A 23,110-nucleotide genomic window follows, 5' to 3' on the forward strand; every position below is an offset into this window, starting at 1 on the left:
ACGGATTTACGGGCGGCGCAGCAATGCGTCGCCTGCTTTCATGTCGCCTGTTGCGCGATCAAACCGAAGGTGTGCCAACGCGCGACCATCGCTTTGTGTAAACAAAGTGCCTGCCGGTTTCCCGTCTGCGGTGATATCGGACCCCATGGGGGCGCTGCCCTCAATCTCGACTTGGGTCAGGCCCTTTTTCAGTTCTGTCTTGTGCTTCATCCGTGCGGCGATTTCCTGGCCGACATAGCAGCCTTTTTTGAAATCCACCCCGTTGAGGCGTTCAAACCCGGCCTCAAGGATATAGGTGTCCGGTGTCAGCTCGATCCCGGTTTCGGGGATGATATGGGCCACGCGCAAGGCGTCCCAATCGGTATCATCCGACTGGTTTGTGTCTGAATACATCCGCCACCCCAGATCAGGATGGCGCGGATCGGGCAGGGCACCGTCAGGGGCCGGACCTGTGCCGCGCGACACGACCAAGGGCATTTCGTCGATCTGCACATCTGCGCGGAGGCGATACATCGCAAGGCGCTGCGCCAGCGTCGGGGCGTGGGACGTTGCAACATCAATCAGGATCGTGTCACCGCGCGTCGTGATGAAAAAGTCGGCAATGTATTTGCCCTGCGGCGTGAGCAGGGCGGCATAGACCAGCGCGTCGCGCGATTTGGTCACATCGTTTGTCACCAATCCCTGCAACAAATCGGCGGCGTCGGGGCCCGTCAGGCCGATGAGGGTACGATCAGTCATGAGAGGTACTTAAGAACCCGCAGGACGTCTGAAAAGGCGCGCGAGGAAAGATCGTTTCGGTTGATCCGCCTTGTATGTTTTGGTGGCCTTGCGCGGGCGGCGGGGTTGTTCGCTGACTTGTTTGCCGTCGCGAAACTGCAAACGGTACAGATCGGCATAAAGCCCGCCACGGGCCAGCAGGGCATCATGAGTGCCTTCATCTACAACGCGGCCTTGGTCCATCACCACGATCTTATGGGCGTTTTGAATGGTGGACAGGCGGTGTGCGATCACCAGCGTCGTGCGCCCTTGTGCGAGCGTATCAAGCGCGCTTTGCACGATGGCTTCTGATTTTGTGTCCAATGCGCTGGTCGCTTCGTCCAGCAACAAGATCGGCGTGTCGCGCAGCAAAGCCCGCGCAATGGCGACGCGCTGGCGTTGGCCGCCCGACAGGTTTGACCCGCGCGGACCTGCGGGGCTTTGCAACCCGTTGGGCAGATTGGGCAGGAAATCCGCGACATGGGCGGCAGTCAGGGTGGCCTGCAATTGGTCATCATCCACGTCCGTGCGCCCCAAAAGGATATTGTCGCGCAGGGTTTCGTCAAACAGTGCTGCGTCTTGGGACACGGTAGAAATCCGGGCGCGCAAGGCATCAAGCGCGACGGTTTCGATCTGTGTGTCATTCAACAGGACTTTGCCAGATTGGGGTTCAACCAGACGTGTCAGCACATTGAACAACGTGCTTTTGCCCGCGCCGGATGCCCCCACCAGTGCGGTTGTCTGGCCTGCTTCGGCGATGAAGGATGCCCCGTTCAGCACGGGAAGTTCACCGTAATTCAGATGGACGTTATCAAATTGGACGCGCGGCGCATCCATCGGCGGCAAGACGGGGGCGGGTGGCGACACCACCGTCGCCTTGGTGTCAAACACGTCCAGCAAACGGTCAATCGCGGCGGCCGCAGCCTGCCACAGCCCTGCAATATTGGCGAGCCGGCGCAGCGGATCAAACGCGATCGCCATTGCCGTGAAGAACGACATGAACTGGCCGACTGTCTTTTCGCCGTCAATAATTTCGGACCCGCCGTAGATGATGACCGCCAAAAAGCCCAAGCCCGCCATGATATCGACCGTGCTGGACATCAGGCCTTGGCCGAACGACGCCTCTGTTTCGGTGCTGACGCGGCGTTTCATCAGGCGCTGGTATCTTTTGGCCTGATAGTCCTCAAGGCTGTTGAGCTTGATTTGTGATATGCCGTGAAACACCTCGTCCAGACGGGTGGACATATCCGCGGACACTTCGCGCGCGATACGGGCCTTGCGACGCACGAAAGATTGCAACGCGAAGGACGGGATAACCACAACAGGAATGCCCAGCATTGCAATCAACATCCATTGCCAGTCAATCCACATGGCAACAGAAAACAAACCAATAACGGCGACGAAATCGCGTGCGACGCCGGTCACAAGGGACGTCCACACACCGCTAAGCGCCTGCACATCGCCCTGCACACGTTCGATCAGCTGGCCGGGTGGGTGGATCTGGTGATAGGCCGTATCAAGCCCGATCAGGTGATCCATAAGGTCTGATCGCATTGCCGCGCCGCTTTTTTCGGACACGTATTTCATGATCACACGTTGGCCCAGGGCGGTCACCGCACGGATCAGAAAAATCGCCAAGATAAGAAGTCCGACCAACCAGATACTGCCGGTTTCGCCGCCCACAAAGATGCGGTCAAACATAGGTTGCATCATAATGCTGAGAGAACCGAACGTCAGACCTTCGGTGACCATCAACACAACGGCAACCGCCAGCCAGCCTTTGTGGTGGCTTAGATATTCGCTCCATAGCCATTTCATCATGGGGACGCTGGTGCGTTGTTCGGGTTCGATTGGGGTGGTCATGCAAGGGTTCCTGCTAAAGCGTTGATTTTATGTACGCGTAAACACCCGTTGGTGAAAGGGTGGCATTGACGCGCCTCAGCACTTGGATAGTCTCTCATCAAGGGCCGCACATAAGGACGCTTTGCATGTTTGCCAATGGTTTGACTTACCTCGCTATTCCCGGACCATCGGTGATGCCCGACCGCGTGTTGCGCGCAATGCATAGGCCTGCGCCAAATATCTACACCGGCGAATTGCACGACGTCACCCGAAGCCTGTTCCCGGACCTGAAGGCCGTCGCAGGCACAAAGCACGATGTGGCGATCTATATCGCCAACGGCCACGGCGTTTGGGAGGCCGCGTTGTCGAACGTCATTGCCGAAGGCGACACTGTGTTGGTTCTGGCCACTGGGCGTTTTTGCGTCGGCTGGGGCGAGATGGCCGACAGTCTTGGCGCGCAGGTTGAAACGATTGATTTCGGCGACAGCGACGCGGTTGACCTCGCGCAGGTTGAAGCCGCGCTAAAGGCTGACACAGGCGGCAAGATCAAGGCGATCCTGACTGTTCTGGTGGATACGTCCACGGGGGTTTTGAACGATATCAAAGGCCTGCGTGGTGTTCTTGATAAAGTAGGCCACGACGCATTGTTGATGTGTGATTGCATTGCGTCGCTGGGCTGTGATGAATTTCAAATGGATGAGTGGGGCGTGGATATCACCGTCGCGGCGTCCCAGAAGGGTCTGATGACACCACCGGGCATCGGGTTTGTGTGGTTCAACGACAAAGCCGACCGCGTGAGGGGCGACATGAAACGCGTGTCGCGCTATTGGGATTGGCGCCCCCGCGCAAGCGGTGAGGAATACTGGCAGTTCTTTGATGGAACGGCCCCGACGCACCACCTTTATGGGCTGCGCGAGGCGCTCGACATGATCAAAGAAGAAGGGCTGTCCAACATTTGGGCGCGCCATGAAGGTTTGGCCAAGGCGATCTGGGCGGCGATCGATGCGTGGTCCTTGGACGGACCGCTGGCGATCAACGTGGCTGACGTTGCGCAACGGTCGCGCGCTGTCACATCGCTGCGTCTGGATGAGGGTCAGGGCGATGCCCTGCGTGCATGGTGCGAAGACGCGATGGGCGTGACGCTGGGCATTGGTTTGGGCCGCACACCGGCGTCAGCGTTTTTTCGATTGGGTCACATGGGCCACGTCAACGGCCATATGGTATTGGGGTTTTTGGGTACGATTGATGCAGGGCTTAAGGCGCTGGGCATCGCGCATGGCAAAGGTGCGCTCGAAGCGGCGTCAGCTGTCCTCGCGGACCTCGCTGGCGCGCAACCGCGTATCGCCCGCGCGGATAACAGCATCGATAAGTGCTGCGGATAATATCACCCAGACGATCCCTTTGAGCGCGGCGAGCGTGAAAAACGCCATGAACAACGTCAGCCCTGCCGTGATCAAAAAGGCATTGGTGTAGTTTTCAACCTTCTGGGGGTAGTGGCGCATGTCGGCTCCTCGGGTGATCGTGCACCGCGATCTTAACCCCGATTCCTGAAAAATCACCTAAACCTTTTGTGCGTCCGCCAATGCCTTGGGCAAGGCTTTGCTGACCAGTGCCATGTCTTTGGGAACACTACACGAAATCCGGATGCAGCGATCTTGCGGGGTCACAAAGGGCATCCGCACGAACACGCCTTGGGCAACAAGACTGGCCAGAACCGCCCGCGCAAATGCGCCGTCGCGCCCGCAGTCTATGGTGACGAAATTGGTGGCCGACGGAATGGCGATCAGCCCGTTATCTTCGGCGATTTGATATAAGGTCTGGCGCGATGCCTCGACCTTATCGCGCACATCGGCAAGCCAATCCTGATCGGCGAGCGCGGCCAATGCGCCGATTTGGCTGACCCTGCTCATCCCGAAATGGTTGCGCACGCGGTTGAACGCGCCAATCAGGGACGCATGCCCGACAGCATACCCAACCCGTGCACCTGCCATTCCGTACCCCTTTGAAAAGGTCCGCATCCGAATGACGCGGCTGTCGCTGGTGTTCAACGGCGGCGCGGTGCCGTTCGGGGCAAGTTCGATATAAGCCTCATCCAGAACCAAAAGACAGTTTTCGGGCAATCCTTCTATCATCCGCTGGATCGTGGCCGCCGTGTGAACGGTGCCCATCGGATTGTCCGGATTGGACATATAAATCAGTTTTGCGCCAACCTGTCGCGCTTTGGCGATCAAATGATCGGGGTCTTCGAAATCGGCGGTGTAGGCAACCGTGTGGATCGTTCCGCCATATCCTGTCACATGATAGTTAAAAGTTGGATAAGCCCCCGCGCTCGTCACAACAGGCGTTCCGGTCGTCACCGTCAGGCGCACCAGACTGTCCAGCAGGCCGTCAATTCCGGCGCCCACGACGATTTCATCCATTCCAACGTCCAGATGTGTGGCCAGTGCGGCGCGCAAATCGTGGCTTTCGGGATCGCCATACATCCATGTTTCCTTGACCGATTGGCGCATGGCGCGGATGGCGTTGGGGGATGGGCCAAAGGTGCTTTCGTTTGCGCCAAGGCGGGCCTTGAACGGCGCAGCTGCGGCGCGTTCCTGGGCTTCGGGGCCGACAAACGGGACGGTGGAGGGAAGGGACGCGGCAAGCGGCGTCAGGAGCGGGTTTTGATCTGGTCTTTCGGACATGGGGGGAGTTTGCGGCCTTCCTTCCCCTTTGAAAAGAGTTAACGCAGTCACCATCTCTTTTAGAGGAGGGAATGTTATGCCCAAACTAACAAGACGTGGATTTATGGCGACAACCGGTGCCGCCTTTGGTGTGCGCGCAGTTGCCCCGATTGCCCGCACAGGTGGTGGACGCCGCATCCTGACGCTGGTTTATGACAAAGGTCTTGGCATGATGCGTGCCGTGGAACGGGTCGTGCCATAAGCCCCGAACAGCCTGCGGAACGAGGCCCTTCGGGGAGAGTTTATCAGCCTAGATGAAGCCTAAATCTCGTTCAACTGGGCGAGGGCGGCGCTGAGCTGTGCGATTTCTTCGTCGCGCAACGCCAGATTTGCCTTGGCTTCTTCAACGACGTCCGCGCTGGCGTTTGCTGCGAATTTCGGGTTGCCCAGACGCCCGCGCAGGCCGCCCGCCTCTTTTTCGACTTTGCCCAAGGCTTTGGTAATGCGGGCCTTTTCGGCGTCTACATCGATGATGTCGGCCAGTGGCAAGGCGAATGTCGCGCCTTTTGTGCCCACGGTCAGCGACCCTTTGGGGGCCGTGCCTTCGGTGAGGGAATCCACCCGTGCGAGGCGTTTGATCAAAGCCTCGTTGCCTGCCCAAGCGGTGCGCGCCGCGGCGTCGGCCTCGGTCTGGATCAGGGGCACGTAGAGGCCTGCAGGTACATTCATTTGGGCGCGGGTTGATCGAATGTTTTCAATCACTTGGATGACCCATGACATTTCGGCGTCGGCCGTATCATCGACCAGATCAAGGTCCAGTTCCGGCCAGTCCTGATGGGCCAGAAGCGTGTCGTTGCCATCAAGTGCCCACAGTTCTTCGGTGATGAAGGGCATGATCGGGTGCATCAGGATCAGGCATTGGGACAGAATCCAGTGCATAACCCTTTGAGTTTCTTCTTTTTCTGCGTCCGATCCATCCATAAGCAGGGGCTTGGACAGTTCGACATACCAGTCGCACACCTTGCCCCAGACGAATTTATAAAGGGCGTCGGCGGCATCGTTAAACCGATACGTTTCAAGTGCGGAATTGACGTCAGCCAAGGTGCGCGCGGTTTCCCCGATGATCCATTTGTTCACCGATTGGGTGATATGGGTCGGGTATGGGTCTGGTATGGGTCCGGTATGGGCGCGATCCGTACCGAAGGCCCCATTCAATTCGGCAAAACGGCAAGCATTCCAAAGCTTTGTCCCGAAATTACGGTATCCGGCGATGCGCGATGTATCGAGCTTGAGAGCACCGCCCAAGGACGCCATCGCCGCGTTCGTAAACCTTAACGCGTCGGCGCCGTATTCGTCGATGATATCGAGCGGGTCGATGACGTTGCCGGTCGACTTGCTCATCTTTTTGCCCTTGGCGTCGCGCACGAGGCCGTGGAGGTAGATGGTGTCGAACGGGATTTGATCGACAACGGCGAGCTGCATCATCATCATCCGCGCGACCCAGAAGAACAGAATGTCCTGACCTGTGATGAGGTCGGAGGTGGGGAAGTATTTTTGCAGTTCGGGTGTGTCCTCTGGCCAGCCGAGCGTACCGATGGGCCAAAGACCGGAGGAGAACCATGTGTCGAGGACGTCGGGGTCGCGGTAGAGTGGTATCCTTGCGTCGCTCATGTCTTTCTCTGCGTTTTCCAAGAGTTCTTGCTCGGAGCCATAGAAGCAGAACTCATAATTGGACCACTCTTTACCGTAGTAGTCCCGGGCTAACTTTTCAGCACCCTCTTGGGTACTGGCGCAGAACGGATAATGCACGTGACTTCGATCGTTTCGAGCATGCTGCCCGGAAGGTGCAAACAGACTACCATCTTCGCCTAATTGTGGCCCATACCAAACCGGAATCTGGTGTCCCCACCACAGCTGGCGCGAGATGCACCATGGTTCGATGTTTTCGAGCCAGTGGTAATACGTTTTCTCGCCCGACTCCGGCAGGATTTTGACGGTGCCGTCGCGCACCGCGTCCAGCGCGGGTTTCACAATTTTGTCGGTCTCAACGAACCATTGATCCGTCAGCATCGGTTCGATGACGACCTTGGAGCGGTCGCCAAAGGGCTGCATGATTTTCTTGGCTTCGACGAAAGGGACGGTCTCGGTCAGGTCGGACTCACTGCCCTCGTCATCCTTAACCTTGCGGGTAACGTCGTGCATCACGGCGAGCCCTTCGGTGGTGATGTCAGCGATGACTTTGTCGCGGGCCTCAAAGCGGTCCATGCCACGGTAGGCGTCGGGCACAAGGTTCATCGCCGCGATCACGGATTCGTCCGGCACGGAGGTTTCCCCATTGGCGATTGCTTGAGCGGTGGCGGCTTCTTCGGCGTAGGGTTTTCCATCGGCGCGCATCGCGCCTTTGGTGTCCATCAGCGAATACATCGGGATGCCGTTTCGTTTGGCGGCCATGTAGTCGTTGAAGTCGTGCGCGCCGGTGATTTTTACCGCGCCGGACCCGAATTCCATATCTGGATAGTCATCCGTGATGATCGGGATCAGGCGACGGTGTTCTTTTGGCCCAACCGGAATTTCACATAGTTTTCCGATGATTGGCGCGTAGCGTTCATCCTTTGGATTAACCGCAACGGCGCCATCACCCAGCATTGTTTCAGGCCGCGTCGTCGCGATTGAGATATAGTTACGCGTTTCGCTAAGTGTTATGTTTCCGTCTTCGTCTTTTTCGACGTATTCATAGGTGACCCCACCCGCGAGCGGATATTTGAAGTGCCACATATGGCCGTCGGTTTCGATGTTTTCGACCTCAAGATCGGAAATCGCGGTTTCGAAATGCGGGTCCCAATTGACCAGACGTTTGCCGCGATAGATCAGGCCTTTGGTGTACATTTCAACGAACACTTTGATGACGGCGTCGTGGAAATTTCCTTGGGCGTCAGCGGGGGCACCGGGGGCGCCGGACATGGTGAACGCCTCGCGGGACCAATCGCAGGACGCACCGAGCCGCTTGAGCTGGTTGATAATCTGGCCGCCTGATTCAGCCTTCCAATCCCAGACCTTTTCGAGGAATTTTTCGCGGCCCAGTTCGACCCGTTTGGGCTGTTGGGTTTCGGCGAGTTGGCGTTCAACGACCATCTGTGTGGCGATGCCTGCGTGGTCCGTGCCCGGCTGCCACAGCGTGTCAAACCCGCGCATGCGGTGCCAGCGCACCAGAATGTCCTGCAACGTGTTGTTGAAGGCGTGGCCCATGTGCAAGACGCCCGTGACGTTGGGGGGCGGGATCATGACGCAATAGGTTTCGGCGCGCGACGCATTTGCGCCGGCCTTGAAGGCGTCGGCAGACAACCAACGGTCGGTGATGCGGGCTTCGGCTTCGTGCGCGTCGAATTTCTTTTCCATCGGCATGGGTCATGTCCTTTTGTAACGGGCTTCACATAGCGGGGGCGCGGCCAAAGGAAAAGGCAGATCATTGCTAATGGGATGTTTACCCGTCTTGCGTAGATCCGTGGTGTTTTGGTCTTTTGCAGGGATTGGTGATGGCGATCAGGGCTGGCGCTGGCACATCATGGCCGGACCCTTGCGCCAACGGGCCCTGGCGCGCCACCTTTGAAACGGCCGCCCTGTCGTGGGACACGCGGTGTTTGCGTGCTGATATGCGCCTGATCGCCCCGCCCGCGGTCGCACGTTTGAGGGGTAGACGCGCGGCCTGTGCAAGTTAGTGTTCTTTTGAACCGATCGGGAGCGATGTTATGGATAAGTTTGGAAAATCCCAATCCGTCAAACGGGTTGAAGATGTGCGTTTTCTTACCGGTGGTGGCCGTTATGTGGACGACATCGCACCGCTTGGATCACTGCGCGGATATGTTGTGCGATCCAGCGTGGCGCATGGCACATTGGCCGCCCTTGATGTCAGCGATGCGCGTGCGGCGGACGGTGTGCATTTGGTCCTGACGTTGCCCGATCTTGAGGCCGCGGGGCTGGACGTGGCCATGGATGCCACTGTCGTCACCAACCGCGATGGCACCAAGGGCGCGACACCCGAACGCCCGATTTTGGCGCGCGACCGCGTTCGTTTCGTGGGGGAGGCGATTGCCTTTATCGTGGCGGACACAGTGGCGCAGGCCAAAGACGCCGCCGAGATGATCGAGCTGGATATCGACGATATGGACGCCCATATGGCGCTGGCGGCGGGCGGGCCTGTGTTGCATGCGCAAGCCCCTGACAATGTCGCGTTTGATTGGGGTTTGGGGGATGAAGACGGCGTGGCGGCGGCGCTGGCCGGTGCGGCGCATGTCATCGCTGTGCCTGTCGAAGACAACCGCATTATCGTCAACTCCATGGAGCCACGGGGCTGTTACGCCGAACCCGAAGGCACGCGTTTGCACGTCAGCGTCAATGGGCAAGGCGTGTGGGGCACGCGCGATAAGGTCGCCGCGAAGCTGGGGCTGGACGTGGCAGATGTGCGGGTCACGAACCCGGATGTGGGCGGCGGATTTGGCATGAAGGCCATGGAATACCCCGAGACGTTTCTATGCGCCTACGCTGCGCGCACGCTGGGGCGCGCGGTGGCGTGGATGTCGGACCGGTCCGAAGCCATGCAAAGTGATAATGCGGGCCGTGATCTGGTCAGCACCGCCACGCTGGGGTTTGACGCGGATCATCGTCTGATCGCGTACCATCTGGATACGGTGGCCAATATGGGGGCCTATAATTCTGAATATGCCCAGCCGATCCAGACGGAATTGTTCAGCAAAGTTCTGCCCGGTGTTTACGACATCAAGACGGTCTATATGCGCACGCTTGGGGTTTATACCAACACCACGCAGGTTGATGCCTATCGCGGCGCGGGCCGTCCCGAAGCGATTTATGTGCTGGAACGGGCCATGGATGCGGCGGCGCGCGAAATGGGTGTTGATCCGTGGGATTTGCGGCGGCGCAATTTCATCAAGGCGGATCAGTTTCCTTACACATCGGCAACGGGCCAGCCCTATGATGTGGGTGATTTTGAACGGGTGTTGGCACGCATCGGGGTTGAGGCGGACCGCACCGGATTTGCAGCGCGCCGCGACGCAAGTGCGGCTGCGGGCAAACTGCGCGGGCAGGGGCTGTGTTATTACATCGAAAGCATCCTTGGATCGCCCGAAGAAACATCGCGGGTCGATTTTAACGCGGACGGGTCCGTGTCTATTTTTGTGGGGACGCAATCGGGCGGGCAGGGGCATGAAACCGTGTTCGCGCAATTCCTGGCGGATCAGACGGGCATTCCTGCGGACCGGATCGCGGTCATTCAAGGCGACAGCGATTTGATTGCGACGGGCGGCGGCACGGGTGGGTCACGCTCGGCCACGGTGCAAAACACTGCGACGCTGGCCACGGTTGCCGCGATCACCGATGGATTTGCCGCCTTTCTGGCTGAGGCCGAGGGTGTGGCCGCCAAAGATGTGTCCTTTGACGATGAACGGTTCCGCATCGCGGGCAGCAATCTGACGCCCAGCATGCTTGAGGTCGCCGATATGGCGCGCGCGGCGGGCCGGGATGATCTGCTCAGCCAGTCAAAACGCATCAAGCTGGAACAACGCAGTTATCCCAACGGTGCGCATGTGGCAGAGGTTGAAATCGACCCCGAAACAGGTGTTGTCACTGTTGAACGCTACACCGTGATTGATGATTTTGGTAATCTTATCAATCCGATGCTGGTTGAAGGCCAGATCCATGGCGGGGTGGTTCAGGGGATTGGCCAAGCGTTGAGCGAACGGGTTGTTTATGACGAAGACGGTCAGCTGCTCACGGCGTCGTTTATGGACTACGGGATGCCACGCGCAGATGATGTGCCGATGATGTATTTTGACACCGAAGCAACGGAGAGCCTGTATAATCCCATGGGGATGAAGGGCTGCGGGGAGGCGGGCACGGTTGGCGCGCTGGCCGCAATCACCAATGCCGTGCAGGACGCGCTGTGGGACAGGGGCATCCGCGAGGTTCAGATGCCGTTTACGCCGCACCGGGTATGGATGATGTTGCAGAAAAATGTCGCTGCGTAGTTGGTTCACGTCCCTGATCGGGCGGCGTTGGCATGCCGAAACCGCACCTGCGCGCAAACGGGGCCCGGCAACCCATGTGATTATTCTGGATGGCACGATGTCGTCGTTGGAACCGGGGTGCGAAACCCACGCGGGGCAACTTTACAAACTGCTGCGCGAGGCCGGATCGCGGGCGAATTTAACGCTGTATTATGAACCGGGCATTCAGTGGACCAATTGGGGCGCCACGTTGGACGTGATGCAGGGGCGCGGGATCAATCGCCAGATCAAACGGGCCTACGGTGTGCTGGCGTCACGCTACCGCGATGGGGATCGCATCGTTTTGGCGGGGTATTCGCGCGGGGCCTATGCGGTTCGATCGCTTGCGGGGGTGATTGATCTGGTCGGCTTGGTGCGGCCTGATCACGCGGCGGAACGCAACATCCAGCTGGCCTACCGCCATTACAGACGGGGCGGGCGCGGTGCCGCCGCCGCCGCGTTTCGTGCCCGCAAATGCCACCCGTCCGTCGAGATTGAGGCCGTTGCCGTTTGGGACACCGTCAAAGCGCTGGGGCTGCGGTGGCCCGTGTTGTGGCGATGGTCGCAGGTGGAACACGCCTTTCACAATCACGCACTGGGCGCATCGGTGAACCACGGGTTCCACGCGCTGGCCCATGATGAAACCCGCGATGCCTATGCGCCGGTTCTATGGGCCTGTCCGCCCGGATGGTCGGGCCATATGGAACAGGTCTGGTTTCCCGGCACCCACGGCGATGTGGGCGGGCAGCTGAACGGGTATGAACCTGCGCGACCATTGGCCAATTTGTCGCTTGTTTGGATGCTGGAACGCCTGGATGCCTGCGGGCTGCCCCTGCCGGATGGTTGGGCGACGCGGTTTGAAACAGATGCAACCGCGCCGTCCACGGGCAAATGGCGCGGTTGGTCAAAGCTGTTTTTGACACGCGGGGCGCGGGTTGTGGGGCGTGATCCGTCCGAGAGGCTGCATCCGTCCATTCAGGATCGCAACCCGTCCGCGCAACCCGTTGGTCAGGCCACGTTCTGAAGGCTGGTTGCGGGGGCCAGCCCCAAGGCGTGGCACACATCGCGCGTAAGTTCGGGTTTGTTGAGCGTGTAGAAATGCAAATGCTCCACCCCTTCGATCAGCAATGTGTCGCACAATTCGCTGGCGTGGGCCGTTGCCAAAAGATCGACGGTGTCCGGCGTTGCGTTGCCAAATGCATCGCGCAGTACCTGCGGGATGGCGGTGCCGCATTGATCCGCGAAGGTCTGCACGCCGGACCAGTTTTCGATTGGTAGAACGCCGGGCAGGATTGGTGCAGTGATGCCCGCATCCGCGCAGGCATCGCGAAAGCGCAGGAAAGTTTCGGCTTCAAAGAAGAACTGCGTGATGGCGCGGGTCGCACCGGCGTCGATTTTCGCCTTGAGGTGGTCGATGCACGCGGCTTGGCTGGCAGCATCGGGGTGGGTTTCGGGGTAGGCGCCCACGGTGACGTCAAACCCTTTGTCCGCAAGGGCGCGGGTCAGATCAATCGCGCCGTCAAATCCGTCTGGATGGGACTGGTAGGCGCCTGTGCCTTTGGGGGGATCGCCGCGCAGGGCAACGATGTGGGTCACCCCCGAGGCGCGATAGCTTTCGGCGATGTCGAGCGTTTCGCGCCGCGTTGCATCCACACATGTCAAATGCGCCGCGACGTTCAGATCCGTCGCCTGCCCAAGTGCTGCGACCGCTTCGTGGGTCAGTTTGCGGGTCGTGCCGCCCGCGCCATACGTGACAGAGACAAAATCCGGTTGCAGCGGCGCGAGCGTTTGCACGCAGTCCCACAGCCTGAACGACGCCTGAACTGTTTTGGGCGGGAAGAATTCGAAGGACACGGACGGGCGGTGCATGGTTTTCTCCTCATAGGGTTGCCCTATAATCGGTCTTTGCGTTACATGAGGCAAATTCATAACTTTCACGAAGATCATGAGGCCTCCTCAGATGCATATCGAGTTCCGCCACCTACGCACGATCAAGGCGATCCATGAAACCGGAGGGCTGGCCCGCGCTGCGGACACTTTGGGGATCACGCAATCCGCGCTGAGCCATCAGATCAAGGGGATCGAGGACCAAGCGGGCGTGGAGCTGTTTGTGCGACGATCCAAGCCATTGAAATTATCGTCGGCGGGGCAACGATTGCTGGCCGCCGCGGACCGGATTTTGCCCGAGGTCGCAGCCCTTGAGGCGGAGTTTGCCGGGTTGGTGCAGGGCAGCACGGGGCGGATGCACATCGCGATTGAATGTCACGCCTGTTTTGAATGGCTGTTTCCAGTGCTTGAGGGGTTTCGCAAGGCGTGGCCGGATGTGGATGTGGATATTCGCCCCGGCCTTGCGTTTGATGCTTTGCCAGCCTTACGCAAAGAACAAGTCGATCTGGTGGTGTCGTCTGACCCCGAAGACCTGCCCGGTGTGACGTTCCTGCCGTTGTTTGATTATGACCCTGTGTTTGTGGCGGCCACCAACCATCCATTGGCGCAAAAGGAATTCATCGAGGCAGAGGATTTTCGCGACGAGACGCTGATCACCTATCCCGTGGATCGCGCGCGGCTGGATGTGTTTTCCCAGCTTTTGACGCCCGCCAAGGTTGCCCCGCGTGACGTGCGACAGGTTGAACTGACGGCTGTTATTTTATTGCTGGTCGCATCGGGGCGCGGTGTGGCTGTGCTGCCCGATTGGGTGGTGCGTCAGGCGTCCTATGGGTCCGATTATATCACGCGGCCCTTAACTAAGACGGGATTGACCCGCCGTCTTTATGCCGCGGTGCGTGATGGTGATGCGGATTTGCCGTTTGTGGCGCATCTGGTGCGAAATGCCCGCCAAGAAGCGGTGAAATTACAGCGCGCCTAGGGTGGTTTTCTGGTCTTGCAGCTGCTGACAGGCTGGCGCGAAGGCAACCGCGGGGCTGAACAGGAACCCCTGTGCGGTGATGCAACCCATGTTGATCAAATCACGACTTTGGGCTTGGGTTTCGACGCCTTCTGCCACGACGCTGACGCCGAGGCCGGACGCGATGTTGAGGAAACCGCGCACCAGAACTTCGGCGGTGGGATCATGGCCAAGCCCTGCCACGAAGCTGGTGTCGATCTTTAGTTCATCAAAATCCAGCTGGCGCAGGTGGTGGAAGGATGCAAATCCGGTGCCGAAATCATCCAGCGAAATCCGCACGCCAAGTTCGCGAAAACTGGCGATCGAGGCCTGAATGGTATCGGCGGCGCGGGCAATAAAGACATCTTCGGTGATTTCGAACGTCAGATGTTTGGCGGCGTCGGGGTTGTCGGCCACAATGTTTTTGAGATCCTGACGGCCCGAATAGGTCGCAAGCGCGACTTCGGACACGTTCAAGGACACTTGCCCCGGATCAAGCCCGGCGTTGAGCATGGTGTTGATGTCACCCACAACCTGATTGGCGATGGACATCATCAGATCGCCCTGAAGGCCGAGTTCGTCAATCTGGTCAATGAATTCGGATGGCAGGTGGATTTCGTTTGGGCCGCGTTCCCAGCGGGCGAGGGCCTCAAACCCGATGATCTGTCCGGTCGGGAGGTGAATTTTCGGCTGGTAATAGGGTTTCAAGGACCGGTCCGAGATGCTTTCGATCAGCAGTTGTTTGTTTTCAGCGGTCATGCGCGGCGCGAACAGGTGGGGTTGGTACAAAACCGGCGCGCCGCTGGGGGAGGATTTGGCGGCGAACATCGCCTGATCCGCCGCGGAACACAGGGCTTGTACCGATGGCAGGTGGCCGCCGCCGGTGGCTGCGGCGCCGACGCTTGCCACGATTTTGAGGGAGCGTGCGTTCCAGTGGATGGGGCGGGCGATTGTCCGGGCGATGGCGACGCCGTATTCCATGATCCCGTCCGTATCGCCCAAATCGTGTACCGCGCAGACAAATTCATCCCCGCCCAAACGCCCCACGATGCCGGACTGCCCGATAAGGGCCTGCAAACGTTCTGCGGTCTGGATCAGGACTTCGTCGCCTGCCTCGTGGCTGTAGGTGTCATTGATGGGTTTGAAGCTGTCGAGGTCTACCAGAAAAACCGTTATTTCCCCGCCGGTTAGATTGCGATCTTCGAGCATGACATCAAGTGCGACGTCAAAGGCGCGCCGGTTCAGGATTCCTGTCAGCGTGTCCAGACGGTGGGATTCTTCGAGCTGTGCGAGGCGCTGCTTTGACTCGCGCTCGGCTTTGAAGAGGTCTGCTTCGGTGGTGAGGTGTTGGCGCAGCGTGTCGATTGAGCTGTACAGGAACAACACCAGAAAACCTGCGGCGACCCCCCATTGCGTTGTCGTTGAACTGAGCGGTGCGGATTGGCGTAGCACGAAAAAGGCGATCACCATCATCATCATGGCTGGCAGCAGCATCACGCACAGAAATGTTGGCACGCGCGACCACGTGTTTGCCAGATAGACCTGAACCCCCATGATCCACATCATTGCGGTGATCTTGACCGCGAGCGACGGGTCTTGGGCCAGATACAGCGCCGGAAACAGATAGAGCACCGTATTGATGCTGCACAAAATCAGCGCGAACAGAATGACGCGGTCCGTATCGAGCGCGTGAAACAGGGTCTTGCGGCGCAATATCTGGTTCAGGCAGACCTCACCCGCGATGACCGCCGCGAAAACAGCCATTGCGACGCGGGGATGGCCCACAGACCAGCACAGCCCACACACCAGCAGGATCCCTGCGATCTGCAACGGCATGTCGCGCTGCGTCAGACGGGCGACGGTCCTGTATTGGGGGCGTGCAGAGGCTACGATTCGGTTAAACACACACGGTCCTTGCGGTTGCTGGCGCTATTTAAGCATAAATTGACCAGTCGGAGTGTTAAAGCCATCAACAATTTGCACCGAATTGAGAATGGCCCTTGTGACGTGGTGTGGAACGGCCTTATCGGGCGTTCTTCCCCCCCTTGTCCACTCATCAGTGAAGGCCTATACGCCGCGGAACGTCAGTGCGGGGCCAATATGGGCCGCTGCCAAAGGAGAACGACATGGTTGCCAGTGCGAACCTCAATGTGATGATGAAAACGGCCCGCCGCGCGGGGCGTGCATTGTTGAAAGACTTTGGCGAAGTCGAGAACCTTCAGGTGTCGACGAAGGGCCCGGGCGATTTTGTAAGCCGTGCGGATCGCAACGCGGAATATCTGATCAAAGAAGCCCTGATGGAAGCCCGCCCGACCTATGGTTTTCTGGGCGAAGAAGGCACCGAGATTGAGGGCCAGGACCCGACACGCCGCTGGATCGTTGACCCGCTGGATGGCACCACGAATTACCTGCACGGTTTACCCCATTGGGCCGTGTCCATCGCGCTGGAACACAAAGGCGAAGTTGTTATCGGCGTCATTTACGACCCGATGAAGGACGAATTGTTCTTTGCCGAAAAGGGCAGTGGCGCGTGGATGAACGAAAAGCGTTTGCGCGTTTCGGGCCGCACCACGATGATTGAATCCGTATTTTCAACCGGATTGCCGTTTGCGGGCCGTGCGGATTTGCCAGCCACTTTGCAAGACCTGGCGCGGATTCTGCCGACCTGTGCCGGTGTGCGCCGCTGGGGCACGGCATCACTGGATTTGGCCTATGTTGCCGCGGGCCGGTATGACGGGTTCTGGGAACGGCGCCTGAAATCCTGGGATATGGCTGCGGGCCTGATCATTGTGCGCGAGGCGGGGGGCATTGTTGAATCCCTGAACCCGGCGAACAACATTCTGGAGAGCGGCGAAGTGATTTGCGCCGCAGAGCCGATTTTCGAGAAGTTCGCGAAGGTTATTCGCACCACCTAAGTCTGTCTTACAGGTCTGCGAAAATATCGATCTGGTAGCCGTCGGGATCTTTGACGGTTGCATATCGTTGCCCCCAAAAGGCGTCCCATGGGTCTACCGTCAGGGTGTGGCCTGCGTCCTTTAGGGCGGCTGCAACTGCGTCCACCTCAGCGGGGGTGTCGCATAGCATCGCAAAACTGGAATGGTTTGGTGGCGTCGGCGCGTGCCCTGTGAGCTGTTCCATCAGTTCTGCGGTGTCGATCATCAGGCGCACTTCGCCGGGTTTGGCCACGGGTTCCACGTGTTTGTCATCGGCCCCCCAACTGGGAAACTGAAACCCGAGCAATTCGTAAAAGGCGACGGTTTTCGCCATATCTTTGGACGATACGGCAACAGCATCAAGTTTGATCATGGATTAGGCCTTTGCGTCAGAGGGATGATTGACCCCGTCGTTCCAGACGATGGGTTCGTGTTCGGCAGGGTTCACGCCCTCGATGCCGCCCATGTTGACGCCGTATTCATTGGTGTTGGAGCGGCGGCGATGGTGCGTGTAAATCCCGCAGGTCTTGCAGAAATGGTGCTGGGCCGTGCTGGTGCCGAAGGTATAAAGCGTGAGGTTATCCGCGCCGCGCACGATTTCAAGATCGCCCACGTTGACGGTGACGGCTGCCACAGTGCGGCGGCGGCAGAACGAACAATCGCAGCGCCGTGCGGTGTTCAGCCCATCGGCCAGCGTCACCTTGAGTTCAACCGCGCCGCAATGGCATGTCACTTTGGTCAGGTCGGTCGTCATGGGGTGTCCTTTGTGTAATCGTCGGGCACGTAATTTATGCCATCAAGCCACGGCATCGGATCATGATCCTGCGGGTGCGCGCCGTCAATCGCGGCAAGGTTGATCGCGTAACCGTCTGCGGGATTGGCGTGTTGATGGTGGGTGAAAATGCCGCAATGGCGACAGAAATAGTGCTGCGTTTGGCGCGTGCCCCACAGGTAAAGCGACAGATCGTTTGCCCCTTTGATCACGTCGACATCGCCTTGATTGGCGAACACCACCGCCGCGCCGCGTTTGGCGCAGAAATCGCAATTGCAGCGCCGTGCGTTTGAAACGGGTTCGGCCAGTGTCACGGCAAGTTCAACTGCGCGGCAATGGCATGTCACTTTGGTCATCTGCGCCTCACGACGATGGGGATGTTGGACCTTGGATAGTCGGTTTCGGGGTGGGGGGGATGACCGTGGGTGCGGTCCCAGTACCGCGTTCCGCCCCGTTGCAACCAGACTGGAATTGTCAAAATCAAACCCGCAACGAAGCCGCCCACATGGGCCCAGTAGGCCGTGCCGCCGCCGTTCAGATCACTGCCCAAACCATTGAACACCTGAAGCGCCATCCACACGCCCAACACGATGAAAGACGGGATCGGAAGGATGCGAAAGAAGATGATGAAAAAGATGAAAATATCGATGCGTGCTTTGGGAAACATCAACAGATAGCCGCCCATCACGCCCGCGATGGCCCCTGATGCACCGACCATCGGGATGCGGCTGAACGGTTCGAACATGAACTGGATATAGGCCGCGACAAGCCCGCAAAGGACATAGAAGATCAAGAACGGGACGTGGCCCATTTCTTCTTCCATGTTATCGCCGAAAATCCACAAAAACAGCATGTTACCAGCCAAATGCATAAAGCCGCCGTGCAGAAACATATGGGTGAAGAACCCGGTGTAGCCCTCACCGCGTTCAAATAGGACGGGCCAGAAGGCGTAGTCGTACAAGAACAGATTGGCCGCACTTACGTCGCTGAGGGCGCCGTATTGCCACAGATAAATCACGACGTTGATGCCAATCAGCGCGTAGGTGACGAAGGGCGTCTTCTGGGACGGGTTGTGATCGCGGATAGGAAGCATGGGGGGACCGTCCGCGATAGGGCGCGGACGGTCAAGGGGGGATTAGCGGCGCGCAGGGCCGCCGACGTCCGCCAAAAGCGCGGCATTGCCGCCCGCCGCCGTGGTGTCGATGCAGATGTGGCGTTCGTGCAGAACATGGCCCGCATCAAGCGCGCCCGTGATCAGTGGCACGATTGGCCCTGTGCGTTCAGACAAGGCCTGTTCATAGGCGCGCGCAGTGTCTGCGTCGCCGTCCCAAACCACCGCTGCGCAGTCCAGTGTCACCAATGCGGAGGCCGGAAATTGTGCATCCGGTACGGTTGGCACGCCGCCCATCACCGTGTCGGCGTCTGCTTGCAGGCGTTCATCGGGGATGATCGCGATACCGCCCAAGGCTGTCACGGTGTCCGCTTGTGCGCGGGCATCGGGGCCAAGGCACGCGATCGGGCCGCGTGGATGGGCGGACAGACGGTTGGATTCGCCTGTTGGCCCGGGCAGATCGACGGCCTCTGACGAGGGGATTGGCGGCACGCCGAGAGATGCGGCAAATCGTGCCATATATTGCGGCCCGCCCGCCTTTGGGCCGGTGCCTGACAAGCCTTCGCCGCCAAACGGCTGGCTGCCCACAACCGCACCGATCTGGTTACGGTTGACGTAGATGTTGCCGGCGTGGATTTCTTCCACGATCTTTTGCACGCGGTCATCGATGCGGGTGTGCAGCCCGAACGTAAGGCCGTATCCGGTGGCGTTGATATCAGCGATAACGCGGTCCAGATCGCGGGCCTTGTAGGTGACGACGTGCAGCACGGGGCCGAAAATTTCGCGGGTCAGATCGCTGATGCCGTCGATTTTCAGAACGGTCGGGGCTACGAAGGTGCCGCCGCTGGGCAGATCGAGCGCGTAGATCTGGCGGCCTTCGGATTTGGCCAGATTGATGTGATCCTGAATGCCTTTGCGCGCGGCGTCGTCGATGACAGGGCCGACATCTGTGCTGAGGTGCCACGGATCGCCCATGGCCAGTTCTTTCATCGCGCCCTTGAGCATGTGGGTGACTTTGTCTGCGACGTCTTCTTGCAAATACAGCACGCGCAGGGCCGAACAGCGCTGACCTGCCGATTGGAACGCCGATTGCACGATGTCGCGCACGGCGTGTTCGGGCAGGGCGGTGGAATCCACGATCATGGCGTTCAGCCCGCCTGTTTCCGCAATAAGCGGCGTGCCGGGGGTGCAGTTGTGTGCCATGGCGGTGCGGATTTTGAGCGCTGTGGCGGTAGACCCGGTGAAGGCCACGCCGTTGATGCGCGCGTCAGACGTCAGCACGCCGCCGATGTCACCGCCACCGGGCAAAAGCTGTAAGGCCGATGCTGGCACGCCGGCCGCGTGCATGATCTGAACAGCGCGGTGCGCGATCAGGCCGGTTTGTTCGGCCGGTTTTGCAAGGACCGCATTACCGGAGGCCAGCGCGGCGGCGATTTGTCCGGTGAAGATCGCCAGCGGGAAATTCCACGGGCTGATACATGTCCAGATGCCGCGTGGAGTGGGGGCGCGGGCCTCAGCCTCGGCTGCGTAATAATACAGGAAATCAACGGCTTCGCGGACTTCACCGACAACGTCGAGCATGGTTTTGCCCGCTTCGCGGTGCAGCATCGCGAACAATTCGGTTGCGTTGTCTTCGTAGGCTTTGGCGACGCGGCGCAGAATGGCGGCGCGTTCTGTTACGGGGGCGGACCATGGCTGGGCGGCACCGATTGCCGCTGTCGCATCCTCGGGCGTGGCCCATGTGATGTGGCCGACAGTATCATTGTGCAGGGCAGGATTGCGCACGGGACGTGCATCGGAATTTGAGTTTTTTTGCCTAGATGAAGTCAGGGGCGCAGCGTTCCATGTCTGGCGGTGGAACGGGGTGCGGCCTGTATCGATATCGCCAAGGGTCGGGCGATGCGTGATGTCCCAGCCGCGTGAATTGGCGCGGTGGGGTTCAAACAGGGCCGGGCCATGGGGCAAATCGGGTGTGTCGCCGATCTGGGCGAACGGATCAGCGGCGACGGTTTCTGGGGCGACGTCTTCGTCGACGATCTGGTTGACGAAACTGCTGTTGGCGCCGTTTTCAAGCAAGCGGCGCACGAGGTAGGCCAGCAGGTCTTCGTGCGCGCCAACGGGGGCATAGACGCGGCAATGAGTGCCTTCGTCTTTGAGCACAATTTTGTGCAGCACTTCGCCCATGCCGTGTAGGCGTTGGAATTCATAAGCATCCACGCCGACGCCTGTGTCCTTGGCGATGTGCAGGATCGCGGCGACGGTGTGGGCGTTATGGGTGGCGAATTGCGGGTACAGACGGTCTGTCAGGCCCAGCAATTTACGCGCATTGGCGATGTAGCTGATGTCGGTGTGGGATTTGGCGGTGAACACCGGAAAGCCATCGAGGCCGAGCACCTGTGCGCGTTTGATTTCCGCGTCCCAATAGGCGCCTTTCACGAGGCGGACCATCAATTTGCGGTCGGTGCGCGCCGCGAGATCACCCAGCCAGTCAATTACGTGGCCTGCGCGCTGCCCGAAGGCTTGCACGACCACGCCAAATCCATCCCAGCCTGCCAGCGCAGGATCGCTGACCACGGCTTCGATGACGTCGAGGGACAGGGACAGACGGTCGGCTTCTTCGGCGTCGACGTTGAAACCCTGTCCGGCGGATTTGGCCAGCATGGCAAGGGAGCGCAGGCGCGGCACCAGTTCGGCCATGACGCGGTCGCGCTGGGCTTCTTCGTAGCGCGGATGCAGGGCGGACAGTTTGACGGAAATGCCCGGATTTTCGGCCACGGTGTCATGCACGCAGGCCTTGGCGATGTTGGAAATCGCGCGAGAATAGGCAAGGTGGTAGTGCTTTGCGTCCGCTTCTGTTCGGGCCGCTTCGCCGAGCATGTCGTAGCTGTAGGTAAAGCCGAGCGCTTCCATGCCCGCGGCGCGTTTCATCGCCTTTTCGATGTCCACCCCGAGCACGAATTGCTGACCCATCACGCGCATGGCGCGGCCGACGGCGGTGCGGATCACAGGTTCGCCGAGGCGCTTGATGGCGCGGCGCAAGGGCTGTGCCATGCCGCGATCATCGTCTAATACACGGCCCGTCAGCATCAGCGCCCATGTAGAGGCGTTCACGAGGCTTGAGGTCGATTTACCAAGGTGCGTGCCCCAATCGGACGGCGCGATTTTATCATCAATCAGCGCATCGATGGTGTCCGCATCCGGGACCCGCAACAATGCCTCTGCGAGGCACATCAGCGCGATGCCTTCGTCCGTGGACAGCCCGTATTCGGCAAGGAAGACCTCCATCAGGCCGGGATCGGATGCGGCGCGGATCTGGCGCACCAGATCGGCCCCTTTTGCGGTGATATCGCTGCGGTCTGTGTCTGACAGCGCGGCCTGCGTCACGAGGGATTTGACGGCTGTGGCTTCGTCCATCAGGTAGGTGGCATCGATTTGGGCGCGGGTCTGGCTTGCGGTATCTTTGGCCATTGGGCTCTCCGAAAAAGGTTGATTTGTCCGGTGGTCTTTGATCCAGTATATTGCATATTCATGATCCGTTTCGACTGTGATTATATCATTTGTCGGGTTGATTGGCTAAAGAATGGGGTAAAGCATGACCAATGGGACTTCTGAGCTGGATGGATTTGACCGCAAGATCCTGGATGTGATCGCGGTGGACGGCAGAATCAGTGTGACGGATCTGGCCAAGCGGATCGGATTGTCCAAATCGCCAACGCAGGCGCGGTTGCGGCGGCTAGAGGAAACCGGCGTCGTGCGGGGGTATCGCGCGCTGTTTGATCCGATCCGTTTGGGGCGTGATCATGTGGCGTTCGTCGAGGTGAAACTGAGCGACACCCGCGAATCCGCATTGTCCGCATTCAACGCTGCCGTTCTGCAAATCCCCGAGATTGAACAATGCCACCTGATTGCGGGGGCGTTCGACTATCTGCTGAAGGTTCGTACCAGCGGGATGACCAGCTATCGTCTTGTATTGGCAGAAAGATTATCGACCTTGCCCCATGTCGCCAACACATCAACCTACGTTGCCATGCAGGCTGTCAAAGAAGAAGCAATCGCGCCGAAGGGCGAATAAGTTGACCTGAGCGCGGGGCGC

At 59.3% G+C, this 23,110-nt stretch carries 19 protein-coding genes; 7 read left to right on the plus strand and 12 right to left on the minus strand.

Annotated features, from left to right (window positions below):
- Positions 1–6 precede the first annotated feature (6 nt).
- The gene (gene ygfZ / locus L0664_RS02490; RefSeq protein ID WP_235224045.1) at positions 7–738 is read right to left on the minus strand and encodes a CAF17-like 4Fe-4S cluster assembly/insertion protein YgfZ; all 732 of its coding nucleotides are present in this window, start codon (positions 736–738) and stop codon (positions 7–9) included.
- A 9-nt stretch (positions 739–747) separates the two neighbouring features.
- A complete protein-coding gene (locus L0664_RS02495; RefSeq protein WP_235224046.1) occupies positions 748–2,619 on the minus strand; it encodes an ABC transporter ATP-binding protein in 1,872 nt (623 codons plus the stop codon).
- 125 nt (positions 2,620–2,744) lie between these two features.
- Here L0664_RS02495 and L0664_RS02500 point away from each other — a divergent pair, with 125 nt between their 5' ends.
- Complete coding sequence (locus L0664_RS02500) at positions 2,745–3,980, plus strand: pyridoxal-phosphate-dependent aminotransferase family protein (RefSeq protein WP_235224047.1); 1,236 nt, start codon at positions 2,745–2,747, stop codon at positions 3,978–3,980.
- Here L0664_RS02500 and L0664_RS02505 read toward each other — a convergent pair.
- The gene (locus tag L0664_RS02505) at positions 3,900–4,100 is read right to left on the minus strand and encodes a hypothetical protein (protein WP_235224048.1); all 201 of its coding nucleotides are present in this window, start codon (positions 4,098–4,100) and stop codon (positions 3,900–3,902) included. The two genes, L0664_RS02500 and L0664_RS02505, sit on opposite strands and share 81 nt — an antisense overlap.
- Before the next feature lie 57 nt (positions 4,101–4,157).
- Complete coding sequence (locus L0664_RS02510) at positions 4,158–5,282, minus strand: pyridoxal phosphate-dependent aminotransferase (protein WP_235224049.1); 1,125 nt, start codon at positions 5,280–5,282, stop codon at positions 4,158–4,160.
- Positions 5,283–5,358: 76 nt separating this feature from the next.
- Between L0664_RS02510 and L0664_RS02515 the strand changes: the two genes are divergently transcribed.
- Entirely contained in the window at positions 5,359–5,523 is a 165-nt protein-coding gene (locus L0664_RS02515; RefSeq protein ID WP_235224050.1) for a Tat pathway signal protein, read from the plus strand.
- A 59-nt stretch (positions 5,524–5,582) separates the two neighbouring features.
- On the opposite strand, the gene L0664_RS02520 is transcribed toward L0664_RS02515, so the two are convergent.
- On the minus strand, positions 5,583–8,663 hold the full coding sequence (locus tag L0664_RS02520) for a valine--tRNA ligase (protein WP_235224051.1): 3,081 nt from the start codon (positions 8,661–8,663) through the stop codon (positions 5,583–5,585).
- Positions 8,664–9,007: 344 nt separating this feature from the next.
- On the opposite strand from L0664_RS02520, the gene L0664_RS02525 reads away from it, so the two are divergent.
- Positions 9,008–11,299 (plus strand): xanthine dehydrogenase family protein molybdopterin-binding subunit, encoded by a 2,292-nt coding sequence (locus L0664_RS02525; protein WP_235224052.1) that lies wholly within the window; start codon positions 9,008–9,010, stop codon positions 11,297–11,299.
- Positions 11,286–12,341: a DUF2235 domain-containing protein gene (locus L0664_RS02530; RefSeq protein WP_235224053.1), complete on the plus strand. Its 1,056-nt coding sequence runs from the start codon at positions 11,286–11,288 to the stop codon at positions 12,339–12,341. The genes L0664_RS02525 and L0664_RS02530 overlap by 14 nt, the downstream gene beginning before the upstream one ends.
- Here the strand turns inward: L0664_RS02530 and metF are convergent.
- On the minus strand, positions 12,326–13,186 hold the full coding sequence (gene metF / locus L0664_RS02535) for a methylenetetrahydrofolate reductase [NAD(P)H] (RefSeq protein WP_235224054.1): 861 nt from the start codon (positions 13,184–13,186) through the stop codon (positions 12,326–12,328). The two genes, L0664_RS02530 and metF, sit on opposite strands and share 16 nt — an antisense overlap.
- A gap of 91 nt (positions 13,187–13,277) precedes the next feature.
- Between metF and L0664_RS02540 the strand changes: the two genes are divergently transcribed.
- On the plus strand, positions 13,278–14,183 hold the full coding sequence (locus tag L0664_RS02540) for a LysR family transcriptional regulator (RefSeq protein WP_235224055.1): 906 nt from the start codon (positions 13,278–13,280) through the stop codon (positions 14,181–14,183).
- Here L0664_RS02540 and L0664_RS02545 read toward each other — a convergent pair.
- Positions 14,169–16,106 carry a putative bifunctional diguanylate cyclase/phosphodiesterase gene (locus tag L0664_RS02545; RefSeq protein WP_235224056.1) on the minus strand — a complete coding sequence of 646 codons (1,938 nt, stop codon included), beginning with the start codon at positions 16,104–16,106 and terminating at the stop codon, positions 14,169–14,171. The genes L0664_RS02540 and L0664_RS02545 overlap by 15 nt on opposite strands.
- Before the next feature lie 221 nt (positions 16,107–16,327).
- Between L0664_RS02545 and L0664_RS02550 the strand changes: the two genes are divergently transcribed.
- A complete protein-coding gene (locus L0664_RS02550) occupies positions 16,328–17,116 on the plus strand; it encodes an inositol monophosphatase family protein (protein ID WP_235224057.1) in 789 nt (262 codons plus the stop codon).
- 7 nt (positions 17,117–17,123) lie between these two features.
- Here the strand turns inward: L0664_RS02550 and L0664_RS02555 are convergent, their stop codons facing one another.
- From L0664_RS02555 to putA, 5 genes are read right to left on the minus strand one after another with little or no spacing between them, the layout of a single operon-like run.
- On the minus strand, positions 17,124–17,507 hold the full coding sequence (locus tag L0664_RS02555) for a VOC family protein (RefSeq protein WP_235224058.1): 384 nt from the start codon (positions 17,505–17,507) through the stop codon (positions 17,124–17,126).
- 3 nt (positions 17,508–17,510) lie between these two features.
- Positions 17,511–17,888: a GFA family protein gene (locus L0664_RS02560; protein ID WP_235224059.1), complete on the minus strand. Its 378-nt coding sequence runs from the start codon at positions 17,886–17,888 to the stop codon at positions 17,511–17,513.
- Positions 17,885–18,262 (minus strand): GFA family protein, encoded by a 378-nt coding sequence (locus tag L0664_RS02565; protein WP_235224060.1) that lies wholly within the window; start codon positions 18,260–18,262, stop codon positions 17,885–17,887. The genes L0664_RS02560 and L0664_RS02565 overlap by 4 nt, the downstream gene beginning before the upstream one ends.
- Positions 18,259–18,999: a rhomboid family intramembrane serine protease gene (locus L0664_RS02570; RefSeq protein ID WP_235224061.1), complete on the minus strand. Its 741-nt coding sequence runs from the start codon at positions 18,997–18,999 to the stop codon at positions 18,259–18,261. The genes L0664_RS02565 and L0664_RS02570 overlap by 4 nt, the downstream gene beginning before the upstream one ends.
- 42 nt (positions 19,000–19,041) lie before the next feature.
- On the minus strand, positions 19,042–22,485 hold the full coding sequence (gene putA, locus L0664_RS02575) for a bifunctional proline dehydrogenase/L-glutamate gamma-semialdehyde dehydrogenase PutA (RefSeq protein ID WP_235224062.1): 3,444 nt from the start codon (positions 22,483–22,485) through the stop codon (positions 19,042–19,044).
- A gap of 124 nt (positions 22,486–22,609) precedes the next feature.
- Here putA and L0664_RS02580 point away from each other — a divergent pair, with 124 nt between their 5' ends.
- Positions 22,610–23,089 carry an Lrp/AsnC family transcriptional regulator gene (locus tag L0664_RS02580; RefSeq protein WP_235224063.1) on the plus strand — a complete coding sequence of 160 codons (480 nt, stop codon included), beginning with the start codon at positions 22,610–22,612 and terminating at the stop codon, positions 23,087–23,089.
- Positions 23,090–23,110: the final 21 nt, after the last annotated feature.

It is taken from the genome of Octadecabacter dasysiphoniae, assembly GCF_021532615.1.
Classification (GTDB): domain Bacteria; phylum Pseudomonadota; class Alphaproteobacteria; order Rhodobacterales; family Rhodobacteraceae; genus Octadecabacter; species Octadecabacter dasysiphoniae.

Bases quoted from the DNA above. Each gene is read 5' to 3' on its own strand.
- ygfZ (WP_235224045.1), bottom strand. From the start codon at position 738: ATGACTGATCGTACCCTCATCGGCCTGACGGGCCCCGACGCCGCCGAT.
- L0664_RS02495 (WP_235224046.1), bottom strand. From the start codon at position 2,619: ATGACCACCCCAATCGAACCCGAACAACGCACCAGCGTCCCCATGATG.
- L0664_RS02500 (WP_235224047.1), top strand. From the start codon at position 2,745: ATGTTTGCCAATGGTTTGACTTACCTCGCTATTCCCGGACCATCGGTG.
- L0664_RS02505 (WP_235224048.1), bottom strand. From the start codon at position 4,100: ATGCGCCACTACCCCCAGAAGGTTGAAAACTACACCAATGCCTTTTTG.
- L0664_RS02510 (WP_235224049.1), bottom strand. From the start codon at position 5,282: ATGTCCGAAAGACCAGATCAAAACCCGCTCCTGACGCCGCTTGCCGCG.
- L0664_RS02515 (WP_235224050.1), top strand. From the start codon at position 5,359: ATGCCCAAACTAACAAGACGTGGATTTATGGCGACAACCGGTGCCGCC.
- L0664_RS02520 (WP_235224051.1), bottom strand. From the start codon at position 8,663: ATGCCGATGGAAAAGAAATTCGACGCGCACGAAGCCGAAGCCCGCATC.
- L0664_RS02525 (WP_235224052.1), top strand. From the start codon at position 9,008: ATGGATAAGTTTGGAAAATCCCAATCCGTCAAACGGGTTGAAGATGTG.
- L0664_RS02530 (WP_235224053.1), top strand. From the start codon at position 11,286: ATGTCGCTGCGTAGTTGGTTCACGTCCCTGATCGGGCGGCGTTGGCAT.
- metF (WP_235224054.1), bottom strand. From the start codon at position 13,186: ATGCACCGCCCGTCCGTGTCCTTCGAATTCTTCCCGCCCAAAACAGTT.
- L0664_RS02540 (WP_235224055.1), top strand. From the start codon at position 13,278: ATGCATATCGAGTTCCGCCACCTACGCACGATCAAGGCGATCCATGAA.
- L0664_RS02550 (WP_235224057.1), top strand. From the start codon at position 16,328: ATGGTTGCCAGTGCGAACCTCAATGTGATGATGAAAACGGCCCGCCGC.
- L0664_RS02555 (WP_235224058.1), bottom strand. From the start codon at position 17,507: ATGATCAAACTTGATGCTGTTGCCGTATCGTCCAAAGATATGGCGAAA.
- L0664_RS02560 (WP_235224059.1), bottom strand. From the start codon at position 17,888: ATGACGACCGACCTGACCAAAGTGACATGCCATTGCGGCGCGGTTGAA.
- L0664_RS02565 (WP_235224060.1), bottom strand. From the start codon at position 18,262: ATGACCAAAGTGACATGCCATTGCCGCGCAGTTGAACTTGCCGTGACA.
- L0664_RS02570 (WP_235224061.1), bottom strand. From the start codon at position 18,999: ATGCTTCCTATCCGCGATCACAACCCGTCCCAGAAGACGCCCTTCGTC.
- putA (WP_235224062.1), bottom strand. From the start codon at position 22,485: ATGGCCAAAGATACCGCAAGCCAGACCCGCGCCCAAATCGATGCCACC.
- L0664_RS02580 (WP_235224063.1), top strand. From the start codon at position 22,610: ATGACCAATGGGACTTCTGAGCTGGATGGATTTGACCGCAAGATCCTG.